The organism is Embleya sp. NPDC008237, from assembly GCF_042956465.1.
Lineage (GTDB): Bacteria > Actinomycetota > Actinomycetes > Streptomycetales > Streptomycetaceae > Embleya.
This window is the reverse complement of sequence record NZ_JBIBGL010000017.1, coordinates 193,931-210,525: the sequence shown is the minus strand read 5'-3', so window position 1 is coordinate 210,525 and position 16,595 is coordinate 193,931. Positions and strand designations below refer to the sequence as shown.

12 protein-coding genes and 1 pseudogene are annotated in these 16,595 nt (G+C 69.9%); 5 read left to right on the top strand and 8 right to left on the bottom strand.

Annotation, left to right across the window (positions count from 1 at the left end; translation table 11 throughout):
- Nucleotides 1-206: 206 nt before the first annotated feature.
- Nucleotides 207-1,385, bottom strand: coding sequence for an alpha/beta fold hydrolase (locus ACFZBU_RS36405; RefSeq protein WP_391588016.1), 1,179 nt, complete (start codon nucleotides 1,383-1,385; stop codon nucleotides 207-209).
- Nucleotides 1,386-1,979: 594 nt separating this feature from the next.
- On the opposite strand from ACFZBU_RS36405, the gene ACFZBU_RS36400 reads away from it, so the two are divergent.
- Nucleotides 1,980-2,408: a hypothetical protein gene (locus ACFZBU_RS36400; RefSeq protein WP_391588015.1), complete on the top strand. Its 429-nt coding sequence runs from the start codon at nucleotides 1,980-1,982 to the stop codon at nucleotides 2,406-2,408.
- A gap of 440 nt (nucleotides 2,409-2,848) precedes the next feature.
- On the opposite strand, the gene ACFZBU_RS36395 is transcribed toward ACFZBU_RS36400, so the two are convergent.
- Both ACFZBU_RS36395 and rsgA read right to left on the bottom strand, forming a co-directional pair.
- On the bottom strand, nucleotides 2,849-4,156 hold the full coding sequence (locus tag ACFZBU_RS36395; RefSeq protein WP_391588014.1) for a GNAT family N-acetyltransferase: 1,308 nt from the start codon (nucleotides 4,154-4,156) through the stop codon (nucleotides 2,849-2,851).
- A complete protein-coding gene (rsgA, locus tag ACFZBU_RS36390; RefSeq protein ID WP_391588013.1) occupies nucleotides 4,153-5,250 on the bottom strand; it encodes a ribosome small subunit-dependent GTPase A in 1,098 nt (365 codons plus the stop codon). Before rsgA ends, ACFZBU_RS36395 begins: the two co-directional genes overlap by 4 nt.
- 575 nt (nucleotides 5,251-5,825) lie before the next feature.
- Between rsgA and ACFZBU_RS36385 the strand changes: the two are divergent.
- Nucleotides 5,826-6,089, top strand: a pseudogene (locus tag ACFZBU_RS36385) (BRCT domain-containing protein); the annotation flags it as partial.
- A 489-nt stretch (nucleotides 6,090-6,578) separates the two neighbouring features.
- On the opposite strand, the gene ACFZBU_RS36380 reads toward ACFZBU_RS36385, so the two are convergent.
- The 5 genes from ACFZBU_RS36380 to ACFZBU_RS36360 form a co-directional block, all read right to left on the bottom strand.
- Nucleotides 6,579-8,657, bottom strand: a complete 2,079-nt coding sequence (locus tag ACFZBU_RS36380) for a SpoIIE family protein phosphatase (RefSeq protein ID WP_391588012.1) — start codon at nucleotides 8,655-8,657, stop codon at nucleotides 6,579-6,581.
- Nucleotides 8,658-9,094: 437 nt separating this feature from the next.
- Complete coding sequence (locus tag ACFZBU_RS36375; RefSeq protein WP_391588060.1) at nucleotides 9,095-9,346, bottom strand: hypothetical protein; 252 nt, start codon at nucleotides 9,344-9,346, stop codon at nucleotides 9,095-9,097.
- Nucleotides 9,347-9,507: 161 nt separating this feature from the next.
- Entirely contained in the window at nucleotides 9,508-11,091 is a 1,584-nt protein-coding gene (locus ACFZBU_RS36370) for an AMP-binding protein (protein WP_391588011.1), read from the bottom strand.
- Entirely contained in the window at nucleotides 11,088-12,221 is a 1,134-nt protein-coding gene (locus ACFZBU_RS36365; protein ID WP_391588010.1) for a thiolase, read from the bottom strand. Before ACFZBU_RS36365 ends, ACFZBU_RS36370 begins: the two co-directional genes overlap by 4 nt.
- Before the next feature lie 8 nt (nucleotides 12,222-12,229).
- Nucleotides 12,230-12,670, bottom strand: coding sequence for a Zn-ribbon domain-containing OB-fold protein (locus tag ACFZBU_RS36360; protein WP_391588009.1), 441 nt, complete (start codon nucleotides 12,668-12,670; stop codon nucleotides 12,230-12,232).
- A gap of 86 nt (nucleotides 12,671-12,756) precedes the next feature.
- On the opposite strand from ACFZBU_RS36360, the gene ACFZBU_RS36355 reads away from it, so the two are divergent.
- The 3 genes from ACFZBU_RS36355 (at nucleotide 12,757) to ACFZBU_RS36345 (ending at nucleotide 16,157) form a co-directional block, all read left to right on the top strand.
- Nucleotides 12,757-14,181 carry an amidohydrolase family protein gene (locus tag ACFZBU_RS36355; protein WP_391588008.1) on the top strand — a complete coding sequence of 475 codons (1,425 nt, stop codon included), beginning with the start codon at nucleotides 12,757-12,759 and terminating at the stop codon, nucleotides 14,179-14,181.
- A 124-nt stretch (nucleotides 14,182-14,305) separates the two neighbouring features.
- Complete coding sequence (locus tag ACFZBU_RS36350) at nucleotides 14,306-15,175, top strand: fumarylacetoacetate hydrolase family protein (protein WP_391588007.1); 870 nt, start codon at nucleotides 14,306-14,308, stop codon at nucleotides 15,173-15,175.
- A 22-nt stretch (nucleotides 15,176-15,197) separates the two neighbouring features.
- Nucleotides 15,198-16,157 (top strand): MBL fold metallo-hydrolase, encoded by a 960-nt coding sequence (locus ACFZBU_RS36345; RefSeq protein WP_391588006.1) that lies wholly within the window; start codon nucleotides 15,198-15,200, stop codon nucleotides 16,155-16,157.
- The last annotated feature ends 438 nt before the right edge of the window (nucleotides 16,158-16,595 follow it).

Here is a 16,595-nt window from a genome sequence, read left to right as displayed (position 1 = left end):
CACGTCCTCGTCGACGAGTCGTGCGACCTGCAGGCAGTGGCACGCAGTCGGTACGGCGTTTCGGTGCCACAACCCACTGGCCCCCTCCTGAGCCGTTCGGCTGAGGAGGGGGCCTCGTTTCAGGCCTCGAGCAGGGGCACGAGCGCGTGGGCGAACTCTGCGGGTTCCGCGCTTGCGCCGAGGTGGTTGCCGGGCACGTCGATGTTTCAGGCCTCGAGCAGGGGCACGAGCGCGTGGGCGAACTCTGCGGGTTCCGCGCTTGCGCCGAGGTGGTTGCCGGGCATGTCGATCAGAGGTAGTTCCAGAAGTTCGGCGAGTGCCCGGGTCGCCCGGCGCGCCATCTGGTGATGGCTCAGCGAGCCGGCGCACAGCGTCAACGAAACGCGACGGATGGCCTCGATGTCGGGGACGTAGAAGACAGTGGGGCCGGCCATCCGACCCAGGAAGTAGCGGTTCTTGTCGAGTTCTTCGACCGGTAGCCCGGGCAGCGCCATATGAGCGGGAGGCGTCTGATCCGGTCCCGTGTGGTGGGCAGCGCCGCTGAGGTCGAAGAACTCCTGCGCTGCCCGCTGAGGATCGGCCTCCGCAGCTTCGAACGCCGCTGCGGCTCGGCCGGCCAGGTCCGCGTCGTCCAGGAGGGACACCAGGGGCGGCTCGTGCAGGACGGCCCGCCCGACCATGTCGGGGTGCCGTTTGCCCAGTTCCAACAGCGTCACGGCACCACCACTGGTGCCGGCGAACAGGGCGGGCCCTCCGGTGAACCTGTCGACCAGTGCGGCCAGGTCCTCGGCAAGGACCTCGGGCGTGGGCGCTGCCGTCCCCGGGACCGCGCGGCTGGCACCGATACCACGCGGATCGTGGGTGACGACGGTGAACCGGCTTGCGAGCTCATGCGCCAGTGCTGCGAAACCGGCCCGCCCGGCCGGCGCGCCGACGAGGAACAGCAGTGGCCCCTCACCCTGGACACCGAAGGCGATCGTGCAGTCCGGTCGGTCGAGAAGTTCCACCGAACTCGTGATCCGATCGTCGAAGTCCGCGATCTTGCGAGTGATCACATCCAGCGCACGGTCCAGTTCCTCGCGCCTGTCGTGGACACGACGGCGATGAGCCTTCAACAATCCCACTCGGAGCCCGGCCGGATCGGTCGTCTTGTCGTCGGCGCCTGTGAACTGTGCGATGTCGGCAAGTGGCATCCCCGTCTCACGGAGATGAACCAGCATGCGGATCAGCTCGACGTCGGCCGCCGTGTATCGGCGACGCCCCGCACTGTCGCGCCCTGGCGACGGTACGACTCCCTGACGTTCGAAGTATCGCAATGTGTCGGGCGCCAGACCGATCGACGCCGAGACCTCCGCGATACCGAACACCTCATCTGCCTCACTCATGCCTCAAGCCTCGCCCCTGGACCTCGGTACAGGTCAAGGGACGGCCGGCCGCAGCTTGAAAAAGACCAATCGCCCTTGCCGGTTCGGAACGGCCCCCGGCACGTTGCTCCGCCCAGGAAGAGGATGGGGATGCGGCTGATCGACCTCCGCTCACCAGCCCCGGGACCCGTCGCTGGTGACGGACTTCGTGCGGCCATCGACCCCGATGAACGCGACCGGCCCCGCGGCCACCTCGCCGCTGCACGCTCGGTACGCCCCGGGGCCGTACGACAAGCCACCACGTCGCGCCGTCGCCCGGACGCCGACGTGCCCACGGCTCACTCCGCCTCGACAAGCCCGAACGGTCCTCGGCGGCGTGGAAACAGTCAGCGGCCCGCCGCGAGGACGAGTTCGGCCGTCTTCCGGGCCGCAAGGGCGGGGTGGGCGTCGGGACGGATGACCGCGTGGGCGAGGACGCCGTCGACGAGGACGAGGAGTTGGGTGGCGCCGAGTTCGGGTTCGGGATGGCCGAAGTGGGTCAACTCGTGGGTGAAGAGGGCGTGTAGGCCGTCCTTCTAGCGGCGGATTTCGGCGTGGGCCGGGTGGTCCCGATTCGTGAGGGCCCTCGATCCGCGTCTGCCGGGTCAGCACAAGATCCTCGCCAAGACCGTCGTCACCGCCGCCGGTGTGCCGGTCCTCCCCACAGTCGCCATCCCCATACGGCGACCGCGACCCGCTGCGGAACCCTGGAAGTGGACGGCACACCCATGGCCCTGCCGCCCCCGGAGACCCCTGCCCACCGACGGGGAGTTCCACGACTACGCCACCAAGCGCGACCACACCGGGTACCGGTATCGGAGCCCGGCCGAACACCCCGGCACCACCCTCGACGCGGTCACCACCACCGCGCCCACCGTGCACAGCGCCCTGTCCTGCACCGGTTACCCCCGCTCGGACTTCATCGTCACCCCCGACGGCGGCCCCGTCCGGCTGAAGATCAACACCTTGCCCGGTCACTCCCACACCGGAACCTCGCCACCATGACGGCGGGCATCGGCTACGACCGACTCGTCCGTACGATGCCGGCCACCGCCACGACCCGGGGAGAGTGCCGGCCGTGACCGAGCCGCCCGCCCGCGACGTCGAGGACGCCGCCGCCAACCCCCAACCGGTCGCCGCCCGCACCCCGGGCCTGGCCGCACTCTCCCTCGACCAGGCCGCGGGCCGGCCGGGCGTGTGCAAGGCCGAGAACCTCCGGCGGCTACGTCGGGGACGCCCGAGCAGATCCAGGGGAAGTGCCGGCCGGTGTCCTGGCAATGGCGCCTGACCTACGCCGGGGAACTCACGGCCGCCCAGCGACCGGGCCCGTGTCGATCCGCGTCACGTGTGGCGGGACGGCTCCGATCGTCGTGCCGGTCCGTTCCTCGATGGAAGGGCCGGTGGTGCCCCGGGGGTTCGAGTCCCCCGGGGCACCACGGAAGGGGTCAGACGCCGAAGGCGGCGGGGTACTCGATGGTTCCGGTGGGGACCGTGCGGGTGGTGTCGAGGGCCATGGCCATCATGGCCTCGTCCGGGACCTCGAAGGGTGCGCGGATCCCGAAGCGGGAGGCCGGCGTGAAGCCGAACCGCGGGTAGTAGTCGGCGTGCCCCAGGACGAGGACGAGGTTTTCGCCCATCGCCCGGGCGGCGTCGAGTGCGGCGCGGATGGCCGCGGAGCCGGCGCCGGTGCGCTGGGCCGAGGGCGGCACCGCGCAGGGCGCCAGGGCGAGGGCGGGTGCGCCGTCGACGTGGCAGCGGGTGAGCAGCGCGTACCCGGTCGCGGTGCCGTCGGAGGCCGTGCTGAGCATGGACAGTCCGTCGATCCACGCCGTCGGGTCGGCGCGCAGGGCGTCGACGATGTCGGCCTCCAGGGCGGTGGGGAAGGCCGCGAGGAGGATCTCACGGATGGCGGGGACGTCCTCGGTGGTCTCGGGGCGGGTGGTCCAGGTCGTCATGGTTTCGTCCTCGCTGGTGTGGGGGGTGTGGTCGTGGGGGCGGAGGATGTAGAGCGCGTAGTTGTAGTCGTCGCCGTGTTCGCGCCGCATGTCGATCTCTGTCCGGTGTGCGGCCAGGGCTTCCGCCATGCCGGGGTGCTGCGGGTCGGCTCGGTCCATGCGCTCGGTGAGCGGCGTGTAGTACTCCTCCCACCAGTCGCTTTCCGGCAGCGGGCGGTGCGCGTGGAGACGGTAGCCGGCGGCCTGTGCGGCGGCGGTGTTCGCGGCGTGGGTGCGCGGCGGGTAGGCCGCGTTCCAGTGGGCGCGCACCGGGTCGGCGGGGTGGGGCACGGTCCATTCGATCTCGGTGACGACGAGGACTCCGCCCGGGGCGAGCAGGCGACGCCAGGCGCGCAGGGCGACGTCGAAGCCGATGGTGTAGACGGACCCTTCGGCCCAGATCACGTCGAAGCCGTGGTCGGGGACGGGCGGTCGGTCCATCGAGCAGTTGACGACCGTGATCCGGTCGCCCAGGCCCCGGCGGGCCGCTTCGGCGGCGAGGCTGTCCAGGTACGGCTGATGCAGGTCGACCGCGGTCACGTGCGCGCCGGCCTCTTCGGCCAGGAGCAGTGCGAAGCGGCCGGGGCCGCAGCCGGCGTCCAGGATCCGCGGGTGCTCGGGCAGCGGTCCGGCCATCTTCAGCGCGTGCCGTGTGGTGGCGTCCGAGCCCGGGCCCTGCCGGGGCAGGTCGTGGTGCAGGGTGAAGAACGCCTGCGTCACCGGGTCGCCGCCGTGGGTGGGGGTGTCGTTGTTGGTCACTTCCGGTTCTCCCGGAACTGGTAGGTGGCGCGCAGGTGGCGGGTGATGTCTTTTTTGGTGGCCTCGCGGTCGGCGCGCAGCCGGGCGTCGGTGCGGGAGGCGGAGTAGGCGTTCTCCCGCAGCAGCCGGTGGTAGCTGTCCAGGCGGCGTCGGGGGATCTCGCCGGCCTCGACGGCGGCGAGCACCGCGCAGCCGGGTTCGTTCTCGTGTGCGCAGTCGGTGAACCGGCAGCCCTGCTCGAGGTGTTCGATCTCGGCGAAGGTCTGTTCCAGTCCGCTGTGGGCGTCCTGGAGACCGATCGCGCGCAGGCCGGGGGTGTCCAGCAGGACCCCGCCGCCGGGCAGCGGGAGCAACTCCCGCCAGGAGGTGGTGTGTCGGCCCTTGCCGTCCACCTCGCGGACTGCGCCGGTGGCCAACCGGTCCTCGCCCAGCAGTCGGTTGCCCAGGGTGGACTTGCCCGCCCCGGAGGGGCCGAGCAAGACGACGGTGCCGCTCACGACGGCGGTGAGGGTGTCCAGGCCCCGTCCGGTCACGGCGCTGGTGACCAGGACGTCCACACCGGCGGCCACCCCGGACACCTGCTCCTCGGCGGAGGCCGGGTCCGCGCATGCGTCGGCCTTGGTGAGCACCACGACCGGCCGGGCGCCGCTCTCCCATGCCAGGGCGAGCATGCGTTCGGTCCGACCGTGCCTGAGCGGTACCGCGGGCGAGACCGTCACCACGACGGTGTCGACGTTGGCGGCCAGGACCTGGCCGTGCGAGGTACGCGAGGAAGACGCGCGCACCAGGGCGGTGCGACGTTCCAGCGTCGCGTGCAGCACCGGCGCGCGGCCGCCGGCGGCGGGGCGCAGTGCCGCCCAGTCTCCCGTGCACGGCGCCGACGACGGATCACCGTGGTCGGCGGTGCCGGGAATGTCCGCACGGACGATTCCGGCGTCGGTGACCGCCTGGCACGAGCCGCGTTCGGCCCGCGCGATGCGGGCGGGGATCAGTCCGGCGGCGCGGTGGGGTGCGAAGGCGTGTTCACACGCCTCGTCCCAGCCGTAGTCCGCCAGGGAATGCGGTCGAGGATGACGCGTAAAGGATTGAGACAACGTAGGGACCCTTGAAAAGGGACCCCGATCGGCACAGTGGATCGCCTGCCGCGAGCCGTCAAAGCTCGTGCGGGGGCATCGCCGTCAGGTCAGACCGGGGCCCGGGACGTGAGGATGGTCCGGCGGGCACTGCACACGGCAGCGGCCTTGGCGACAGACATCGACTCACCCCCCTTTTCCGATCCCACAGCGACCCGGTTGTCTCTGCGGCAGTGAGGTTAGCGCCATTCCCGGTTTCGGACAACACCCGGAACCGAGGTGCGTCGGCGCACGGTTCGGCTCGGGCGGCGCGGTCGCGTGCGGCGACAGGTCGAGCCCAGGCCTCGACGCCTGGGCGGGCGTACCGGCCCAGGGAACGGACGCGGTGCCACCCCGTGCGGCGACCTGGGTTCCGGTCTTGGTCGAGGGCGGGACACTGGGCGGGTGACTCGCCGACGCCTGGGCACCGGCCCCACGCCCACACCCGCCGCAGCACCGAATCCCGTCGACGATGTCGCGCGGCTCACGGTCGCCGGCCGCGGCGTTCCCTCGGGCGGAGCGCCGTGGCGGACGAACCTGCCGCGACGCAGGGACCGCTGCCGTTGGCCGGCCAGGCCATTGTCGTGACGGGTGCCATGACAGGTGTGCTCGCGGCCTTGTCCCGCAACGAGATGAACGAGTCGATCGAACGCGCCGGAGGCCGCGCCGCGTCGAGCGTCTCCGCGAAGACCGCCCTCGTCGTCGCCGGAGACAAGGCCGGGTCCAAACGCGCCAAGGCCGAAACCCTGGGCATCGAGATCATCACGCCGGAGGAGTTCGCGATGCTGGGGGCGCCCGTCCTGGACGACGCGTCGAACTGACGCTGCCCGCCTTCGGATCCCGCGCCGGCCGTGACTGCGTTCAAGGACGCCTGGGGAAGCTCTCGCGTGTCCTCGGCGACCCCTGTGGAATCACGACGTCGATTCCGCTTGGCGGGATTTCGAGAACGAATTCGACGTCCGCCTCCCGCTGGACTACAAGAGGTTCATGTCGGCCTACGGGCCGTGCGTGATCAGCGACACGTTGACGCTGTTCCATCCTCGAGCACCGAAGGCGGACGACAGTCTCAGCCTGCGCTGGAAGACCGCTACTCCGGAGCGTGTCATCGAGAGTGAAACGGTCACGTCCCGGCGGATCCACACGGCCCGACCCGCGCGCCGCCGCCAACCACCGCTATACCGTGCGTTCCGACACACCCACCGCCTCGGCGGCGACCTCCAGCGACAGTTGGTAACGTCCTCGACGGCGTCTGGCCACCCCTGAGGACGGGGTCACCGCGGCCGGCGCCCCGCTGGGACGGGTTCCCGTGCCTACGGCCCGTCCGCGCGCACGCTGATCTCGAACCAGGTCGTCTTGCCCCGTCCCGCGGGCGAGCTGCCCCAGGCCGTGGCGAGGGCGTCGACGATCAGCAGGCCTCGTCCCGACTCGGCCTCCACATTGCGTGCGTCGTCCTGGAGCAGCGTGGTCGGTACGGGGGGATACGGATCGCTGTCGCGTACCTCCACCCGGATCCGGTGCGGATAGGCACGCAGTCTCAGGTCCACCTCGCTGTGGGCGTGGATGAGCGCGTTGGTCACGACCTCGGAGACCAGTACCTCCAGGTCGTCGAGCATGGGCAGCAGCGACCACCGCTGCAGCACGTCCCGCAGGAAGCGGCGGGTCTGGGCGACCCCGAGCAGGTCGTGCCGTTGCACCGACATGCGGGCGACGCGCGCCGTCTCGTGCGGCCGCGCGCCTTCGAACCGCATCAGGACAAGGGCTGCGTCATCGCTGCCGGCCTCCCGCGCCGAGCCGGCGTGGACCATGGCGTCGGCCAGCACTTCGAGGTCTTCGCCGCCCTTGTCGGCGAGTAGACCGGTCAGCCGCACGACCGCGTTGTCGAACCCCAGCCGGCGTTCCTCCAGCAGGCCGTCGGTGAACAGTGCCACCACCGATCCCGGGCGCAGATCGATCGCCGTGTCCCGGTAGACGGCCCGCGTGTCGACCCCCAGCGGCGGTCCGACCGCGAGTTGCGGCTGCGCCACGTCGGGGCCGTCACCGACCAGGGGTCCCGGATGCCCCGCGCTCGCGATGGTGGCGGCGCCGGCCGCCACGTCGACCCACATGCAGCAGCACGTCGCGAACAGGTTGGCGTCCAGGCCCGACAGCACGCTGTTGCTCCGCTCCAGCACTACGGCGGGGCCATGCCCCTCCGCGGCGTACGCCCGTACGACGCTGCGCAGTTGGCCCATCACCGCTGCGGCGGCCAGGTTGTGGCCCTCCACGTCGCCGATCACGAGCCCGATACTTCCGTCGGGCAGGTTGAGCACGTCGTACCAGTCACCACCCACCGCCACGCCCTCGGTCGCGGAGAAGTACCGGGCGGTGGTGACCGCTTCGGGTATGTGCGGCGGGCTCCCGGGCAGCAGGGTGTGCTGGATCCTGCGGGTGAGGGCGTGCTCGACCTCCTGCGACCGGGCACGGGCCAGGGACTGGGCCACCTGCTCCAACAGGAGGCTCAAAAGCGTGGTTTCCGTGGCGGACAACGGCTTCCGCGAGCCGGTGAACTCGATGGTGTAGCAACCCATCGCCCGGCCGCTGTGCAGCAGGGGGAAGTATCCGCGCGCTCCCTCGCCGGGATCCACGGTGACGCCCGGATAGGCACGCTCCACCTCTTCGCCCGAGCCGAAGATCCTGGCCCTGGCCGTGGCAACCGTGTCGGTCTCCGGAGTGCGCCGGGACAGCGGTGTCCCTTCGATGTCGCGGACCGCTTCGCGGGGCAGACCGGCTGCCCCCGCCACGTGCAGCCGCTCCCCCTCGACGACGGACAGCGCCGAGGCCCTGCCGCCGAAGGCCTGGACAACCCTGGTCTGGGCGAGTGCGAGGATGTCGGAGACCTGTGCCGCACCGGCCAGCTCCCTGGCAAGCCGCTGGATCTGGTACAGGTGGCTGCTGCGGACCGTCGCCGACGCCACGGCCTCCAGCAGCCTCGGCTCGAGGTCCGGGTCGCCTGCGGCGGGCTCCGGTCCCGCAGGGATGAACACCGGAACGGCGGGAGCCGTGACGGCCTCTTCCCCCCCGGTCAACTCCTCGAGGTCGGCGGCCAGCCGGTCTGCGACCGCCTGCATGTACTCCCGCTCCTCGGTCGTGACCGACCTCGGCGGTACCAGACGTATGCCGATGGTCCCGAACCGGTTCCGTGAGGTTCGTATCGGCGCAGAGACGACCGCCATGGAGAAGGTGATGTTGGTCGGGAACCGATGCGGCGATCGACGTACCCCCTCCCATACGTCGACCTCGTCGAAGGCCACCAGTTTCCCCGTCCGATATGCCCGTGTCGTCGGCCACGACAGGTCGTCGATGTCGAAACCGGACGGAATGCCGAAGCCCAGGGGAGAGTCCACGATCATGGCCGCGGCCAGTGTCCGGCGGCTTTTCGTCGGGAGATAGGCAGCACAGGTGCTCGCTCGCAGCCGGTGGTATACGTCCAGCAGGGAGGAAGCAACCAGCCCGCCCTGGCGCGTCCCCGGGTCGATGGCGCCGCAAGGCGGCTGGGCAAACAGTTCCCGGTCCATGAGACCTACCGTCGTTTGGGTAAACGAAAGCCACTCCTATTCCCTGCAAAAATATTCGTTCATTATTGGGTCCATTGTAGACAAACCGGATCAGAGCGCCAGAAGCATTGTCGGAGCCACCGAGGCGAACTGTCTCGAACTCTGTGAACCTCGGCTCCGGATGCTCGTCGAGCACGCCCGAATCCTTCTCCTCGACCGCGGGAGGACCCTGACGCCGCGGGGCCTCCCGCTGGGATTGCTCAGGGTCGGGGACCGTCGACCCGGCGACCGCATCAACGGCCAAGCCGCTCGTGCCGGTTTCGCTTTCGGGTGCGAGTGGGGGTCGGCTCCGTGGGCTTCTTGGCGTGGAGGCTCGAGGGAGGGCCATGCCTACGGTGGGGCCGCCATGGTGGTTGGCGGTGGTGGTGATCCGGGCGGGTCGCGTGGACGATGGCTCGAACTATGGACAGGTCCAGGCCGGAGCCCTTGGACGAGCCGGGGCGGTCGGGGCGGAAGCGGCGGAAGAGTTCGAAGAGTTCGGGGATGTGGTGGGTGGGGACGATCGGGCCGGTGTTGCGGACGCGGAGGGAGCGGGCCGAGACGCCCAGTGGTCACACTGGCGACGACGACGCCGACGCCAAGCCCGGATAAGCCACTACCAACGACCAGGCGACCCGCTCCCACCCTGACGGGCAAACACCGTGCACTAGGAGCCCGGGCGCCGCTGTGCGACCAGCGCGGCGATCTGTGGGCGGTTGATCTTCCCGGTGCTGCTGCGGCCGACGGAGTCGACGAAGTGGAACTCGCGCGGTGTCTTGAACCGCGCCAGACGGTCGGCCAGGTGACCGCGCAGGCGGGTGGCAGCCGGCTCGCCGCCCTCCTCGCCGCCCTTCAGCTGCACGACGGCGACGACGCGCTGCCCCCACTCGTCATCCTGCACGCCGACAACCACGGCGTCGGCGACCGACGGCTCCGTCACGAGGGCGGCTTCCACCTCGGCCGGGTAGATGTTGACGCCCCCCGAGAGGATCAGATCGGAGCGTCGGTCGCCGACGTAGAGATAGCCGTCCTCGTCGAGGTGGCCGATGTCGCCCGCGGTCCGGAACGGGTCGTGGGCGTCCGATGCCCCGGCGGGGATCAAGTCCCCGGCCGCACCGCTGTAGGTGAAATCGAAGCCACCGCTGACGTAGATGGTGCCGGGCTCGCCTGCGGGGAGCGGCCGTCCGTCGCTCCCGCGGATCTCGAGCCGGATGCCGGGTGCCGCGCGGCCTGCGGAGCCTGGTTTCTGCAACGCCTCCTCGGACGTGATGATCGTGGCGATGCCGAACTCCGTGCACCCGTAGTACTCGGTGAGGACCGGACCCCACCACTGGATCATCCGGTGCTTCAGCTCCGGCGGGCACGGTGCTCCAGCGTGGGTGACCAGCTGGAGCGAGCGGCCTGAGAAGGAGTCGCGGATCGACTCGTCGAGGTCGAGAAGCCGATGAAACATGATCGGGACCATGAACGTGGTCGTGACGCCGAATCGGTCGATGAGCGAGAGCGTCTCGGCCGCGTCGAACCGTGTGGTGATGACGAGCTCCTGCCCCAGGTGCAGGGCGCAGAGCGCGTTGAGATTCGGTGCCGGGTGGTAGAGCGGGGCGACCACCAGGTGCACCTGGGGGAGCCCGGTGTCGGTGTCGTACTGCGCGAACCGCTGCCGAGCCCGGGCATCGGCAGCCTCGTCGGGGGTCGTCGTCGGCAGCGCCCGACGGACACCCTTGGGGCGCCCGCTCGTCCCGGAACTGTAGTACTGCACCGAGCCCGCGCTCCGCTGCGTCGGCGCAGCGGCAGGATGCCGTGCGAGCAGGTTCTCGGCCGAGAGTCCGTCCGATGCGCTTCCGACCACGACGACGCGGTCGGGAGCGAGGCCGCCACCCAGGCGAGCTCCTTCGACGGCAAGCGGCTCGAGGGCAGACTCGGTCACCACGGCGCGAGCCCCGGAATCCCCGATCAGGTAGGCGGCCTCGGAGGCGGTCAGGTGCCAGTTGACTGGCACGAGGTATAGGCCGATCTGCTCCGCCGCGAGCTGTGCGGCGATGAAGGTCGCACCGTTCCTCAGGACGAGGGCCACGGTCTCGCCGCGCCGCAGATCCAGGTCGTCCTGCAGCAGGCGGGACCAACGGTGGGCGTCATCGAGCAGGTCGCCCCGCGTGACGGTCTCGGACCCGAGCCGCAACGCGACGCAGTCGCGGTCGCGGGCCGCGATCTCGAAGAAGCCCCGAGCAGGCGCGGCCGCCGGTGTTGTCATGCCGACACCTCCTGGTTCGAGAGCACCAACGTCGCCGCCTCCGAGAAGAAGTGTCCGACACCCTGGACCACACTGACATTCACGTCGGGCACCTGGGCGAACGCCTCGCCCCGGAGCTGGCGGACGGCCTCCTGGATCGCGAACATCCCGTACATGCCGGTGTGGGTGTAGCGAAGGCCGCCGCCGTTGGTGTTCATCGGCAGGTGCCCGCCCGGGGCGGTGTTACCGTCGGCGACGAACGCGCCGGCCTCCCCACGCCCGACGAAACCGAGCGCCTCGAGGCCGTACAGCGGCACGTGTGCGAACGCGTCGTAGACCATCAGGTGATCCACGTCGTTGTGGCTGATGCGCGCCTCGGTGAAGGCAGCCGCGGCCGACCGTTCGAACGTCTCGGCGCGCGTGAGGTCAGGCATCTGCGACACCAAAGGGCTGTCGGCCGCCTCGCCCGACCCCCACAGATAGACGGGGGTACGGCGCAGTTCGCGGGCACGCTCTGCCGACGTGACGACCAGCCCACCGCCTCCGTCGCTCACCATGCAGCACATGAGCTTGGTGAACGGCCAGGCGATCGGCGTCGATGCCAGGACCTCGTCGACGCTCGCGAGACAGGGGCGGGCCGCTCGGGGATTTCCGTGCGCCCACTCGCTCTGCCGAGCCGGCACGGAGGCCAGCTGCTCGAGCGTCGTCCCCGTCTCGTGGGCGTAGCGAAGGTAAGGGAGCGTGAACATCGTGGGAGGGCCGTTGACGCCGAACGGTAGCTCGAACTGACCGAGCATCCCGTCGGCCGGCATCGGACGCGGATGGCGTCCGACCACCGACCGACGGGATTCGCCGTGCAGCACGAGGACGACTTCGGCCTGTCCGGCCGCGATCGCGGCAGCCGCGTGACGCACGTGCACCAGAAACGACGTCCCGCCCACGCTCGTGCCGTCGAACCACGTCGGACGGACTCCCAACGCGTGAGCGATCTCGACCGGGTTGTGCACGGCGCTCGTGATGCCGTCGACATCGTCGAGGCTCAGGCCGGCGTCGGCGAGAGCGAGCAGCGCGGCATCGACGTGGAGGTCCAACTCGGACATGGCGGGCAGTCGTCCGAGGCTCGTTTCGGCGGCGCCGGCGATGGCGGCCACGAGGCGACTCACGCGGCGTGCCCCTCTCGGGGGGCGAACACCGGAACCACCTGGCCGCGCCGGTCCTCGAAGGCGACCTGAAGCGGCATGTCGATGACCAGCTGGTCGGGCACAGCGTCGTTTCCGATGATGTTCGTCATCATGGTCGGCCCTTCCTCAAGCCGGACGATTGCGATGACGTGCGGACCGACTGCTTCGAATCCGGGGGCGGGGAGGTGGTTGACGACATAGCTCAGCAACGTCGCGCGTCCGCTCACGTCAACCCACGACACCTCGCGGGAGCCGCAGGACGGGCACGCGATGCGGGGGTAGAAGAAGTGCTTTTCACACGAGCCGCACTGCTGGACCGCCAGGCGGCCCTCGGTCGCGGCGTCCCAGAAGGGGCGGGTGGTCGGTGTCGGCAGCGCCTGCGCGGCGCCCTCGCCAGGGGTGATCTCGGACGCAAACATTGGTACCATGAGCGGTACTATACAGGTCGTTATGATACCGTCCAGTCGTTGTCGGCACTCGGCGCGACGGAGCGGAAGGAAGATTCGTGGGCACTCGAACGATCTACACGGGCGCGTTGGTCCTGGTGGGCGACCCCCGCAGCGGCAGCTTTCAGCGAGTCGACGTCGAGGTCGTCGACGGCCGGATCGGTCGGCTTGCCGAGAACCTCGGGTCCACGCCCGAAGGTGCCGATGTCGTCGATGCGTCCTGGGCTTGGATCATCCCGGGGTTCGTCGACGCGCACCACCACATGTGGCAGGCGACGATGCGCGGCCTCACGGTGGACTTCACGCTGTCGGACTACGTGTGGACGATCCGGCGCAACCACTCCGGCGTGCACCGCGCGGTCGACATCTACAACGGGACGCTCGGTGCGGCCGTGGGGCTGCTCGACTCCGGCACGACCTGTTCGGTCGACTACTCCCACAGCATCTTGACCCCCGAGCACGCCGACGCGGGCGTGGCGGCCATCAACGAGTCCGGAATCCGTGGCGTGTGGTGCTACGGGCTCTATGACCCCCACACGACGAATCCGTACTTCACGTCTGTCGAGTCCCGCCTCGAGGACGCGCGACGCGTGCGTTCATCGTTGTTTGCGACCAGCGGCGGGCGGGTGCGCTTCGGGATCGCGCCGACCGAGATGAGCCTGAACGGCATCGAGCAGGCCGCCCAGGAAATGGTGCTCGGGCGCGAGCTGGATTGCCTGATCCACACTCACACCAACGCCCGGTGGAAGCCCGGATACCGGTCGGAGATCAAACAGCTGGCCGAGGCTGGGCTCCTCTGGTCGCACCAGCTCCACTCGCACTGCAACACCTCCGATGCCGAGGACTTCGCGATCCTGGCCGATCATGGGGCCAAGGTCTCCTCCACCCCCGAGACCGAGCTGAATATGGGGATGGGGTTCCCGATCGCCGCCGTCGCCGACCGCGCCGGTGTCGTGGCGGGGCTGGGAGCGGACATCCAGTCGAACAACTCTCCCGACATGTTCACGACCATGCGCCTGATGCTGGCGGGGGAGCGTGCGCGGGCCAATCAGCGCGCGCTGGAGGAGAAAGGCATTTACGACATGGGTGGCCTCGAGTTGCGTGCTGCCGACGTGCTGTACTTCGCGACGCTCGGCGGGGCCATCGGTCTGGGCCTGGAGGACGAGTGTGGTTCGATCGACGTCGGCAAGGCCGCCGATCTCCTTTTCATCCGCAACACATCCCTGAACCTGACACCAGCGGTCGACCCGATGGGTGCGATCGTCATGAGCGCTCGAACCTCCGACGTCGACACCGTCCTCGTCGGCGGTGAGGTCGTGAAGCGGGACGGCGCGATGCGTGCCGACCTCGTCGAGAAGGCGATCCGAGGCCTGCGGGAGTCGGGCACCCACATCGTGAACGAGTCGCAGGCGTACGGGGGCATGATGCCTCCGCAGCCCGAGTGGTGGGGCGCCGCGACCGCAGCGACGGGCTCGCCGTCATGACCCGTCGGCGGCCTCCTTTCGAGCGCCGGGACAGCGAACTCCGGGAGACGACATGCGGTGGGTGACATGCCGGCACGGGCACGGTCCGCGGGTCGGTCTGGTCGTCGACGACGCGGTGCATGTCTTGGACGACGACCGCACGCTCATCGACGTGATCTCCGCAGGCCAGGTCGTGATGGAGCGCATCGCCGAAACGGCGCGCCGATCGCCCGCGACCGTCGTCCCACTCGAGTCGACGGTGCTGCACTCCCCGATCCCGCAGCCGCCCTCCGTGCGCGACACGGTCGGCTTCCTCGACCATGTCCGCGGGTGCCGAAGGGCCTACGGCCGTGACCCGGAACTCGGCGAGGTCTGGAGCCGTGTTCCCGCCTTCTACTTTGCCAATCCGGCCACCCTGTTCGGCGCTCGCGACGACGTCGCGATCGCGCCGGGCTCACGCTGGTTCGACTTCGAGCTCGAAGTCGCAGCGGTCATCGGCACGCCCGGCTCGGACCTGGATCCTGTCGCCGCCCAGGACGCGATCGCGGGCTACATGCTCTTCTGCGACTGGACCGCCCGAGATCTGCAGCAGACCGACATGGCGCTCGGCATCGGTCAGGGCAAAGGCAAGGACTCCGGCATGACGTTCGGTCCGTGGCTCGTGACCGCCGACGAAGTCGCGAACCGGCTCGTCGACGGTCGCCTCGACCTCGAGGTGGCGGTCGAGGTCAACGGCGTCGAGATCGCCCGCGGGACGACCGGTGCGATGGACTGGACCTTCGGAGAGATCGTGTCGTTCGTGTCGCGCGGCACCCGTTTGGTCCCCGGCGACGTCATCGGGTCCGGCACGATCCCCGGCGGTTGCCTGCTCGAGCACCTCGTCGGTGACCCGGAGACCTACGACGGATGGCTGAAGCCAGGCGACACCGTCTCACTCAACGGTCGCGCCCTCGGACGCACGCATCAACGCATCGTCGACGGCGCCCGCCCTCACCCGCTCTCGAGCGGCTACTGATCCCGACCGACACGAGGAACCTGTGACGAACACCTACACGCGCGGCCTGCACGAGATCGCCCCGGGAATCTGGGCCTGGCTGCTGCCCGACGGCGAGTGGGGCATGAGCAACGCGGGGCTGGTGCAGGGCGAGGGGCAGAGCTTCCTCGTCGACACCCTCTTCGACCTCCCCCTCACGACCGAGATGCTGGACGCCATGGCGGACCTGACCGCCTCCACGCCGATCCAGGGCGTCCTGAACACCCACGCCAACGGCGACCACTGCTTCGGCAACCAACTCCTCGACGACACGGTCACGGTGTACGCGACGAGCGAGACCGACCACGAGATCCAGCACGGCACGACCCCCGAACGGCTCCACATGCTGGCGACATCGGACTTCGGACCGGTCCTGTCGCCCTTCCTGCGGAGCTGTTTCGGAGCGTTCGACTTCACCGGCATCACTCTGCGAAACGCCGACACGGTCTTCAACGACTCTCTGACGGTGACAGTCGGCGGTCGCGATGTCGAACTGTTGCGGCTGGGCCCGGCGCACACTGCCGGCGACGCCATCGCCCACGTGCCCGATGCCGGGGTGATCTTCGCCGGCGACCTCCTCTTCATCGGTGGGACGCCCATCATGTGGGCCGGCTCGCTCACGAACTGGCTGCGTGCCTGCGACCGGATGACCGCGCTCGATCCGACGGTCGTGGTGCCCGGTCACGGACCGCTCACCGACGTCGACGGGGTCGCGGAGATGCGGGGCTACCTGGCCCACGTCAAGGACCGCATCGCCGACGGGGTGGCGGCGGGTCGACCGTGGCGCGAGACCGCCGACCGGATGGATCTGGACCGCTACGCCTCCTGGCCGCAGGCCGAACGCATCGTCGTCACGACCTACCAGGCCTACCGGCAGGCTGCGGTGGACACCCCTCAGGAGGACGGCATCGACCTCTTCGGCGAGATGGCCGCCTGGCAGCAGCGCCATGCAAGGAAACACTGACGCCCCGGCGCCGCGGCCGACGACGGATGGTTCGGCCGATGAGGTCCGCCCGATCCCTCGGCAGCGAGGCGGGCCCGTGGTCTCGCGACAGTCCGACGTGCTCGACGTGCTCGAAGCGGCGTTCCTGGACGAGTGTCGGCGTACAGCAATGTGGCTCTGACACGAAAATACGGGAACGGCAAACCTCAAGCGCCTGCTCGGAGTCGCCGCCATGGCCGCGATCCGCAACGAGGAGTCCTCTCCGTCGGTGTTCTTCGCCGCGTCTTCGCCCGTCGGGGCGGGAAGGCCGAGCTGCTCGGCGTCGTGATTCGCAGACTTCGGGACCCCTGGTGCCGGCCCGGCTCGGTGCCGCACGAGGCGAGGCGTTGGAGCTGTTCGGGCATCTCTGCCGCCGTGGCCTGTCCTGATCGGGCGTCGCCGAGAGCCGGCGGGGGGAGC

What these genes read in the sequence shown, in the direction of transcription:
- ACFZBU_RS36360 (WP_391588009.1), bottom strand. Translation starts at nt 12,670, where the DNA reads ATGTTTGCGTCCGAGATCACCCCTGGCGAGGGCGCCGCGCAGGCGCTG.
- ACFZBU_RS36370 (WP_391588011.1), bottom strand. Translation starts at nt 11,091, where the DNA reads ATGACAACACCGGCGGCCGCGCCTGCTCGGGGCTTCTTCGAGATCGCG.
- ACFZBU_RS36380 (WP_391588012.1), bottom strand. Translation starts at nt 8,657, where the DNA reads ATGATCGTGGACTCTCCCCTGGGCTTCGGCATTCCGTCCGGTTTCGAC.
- ACFZBU_RS36405 (WP_391588016.1), bottom strand. Translation starts at nt 1,385, where the DNA reads ATGAGTGAGGCAGATGAGGTGTTCGGTATCGCGGAGGTCTCGGCGTCG.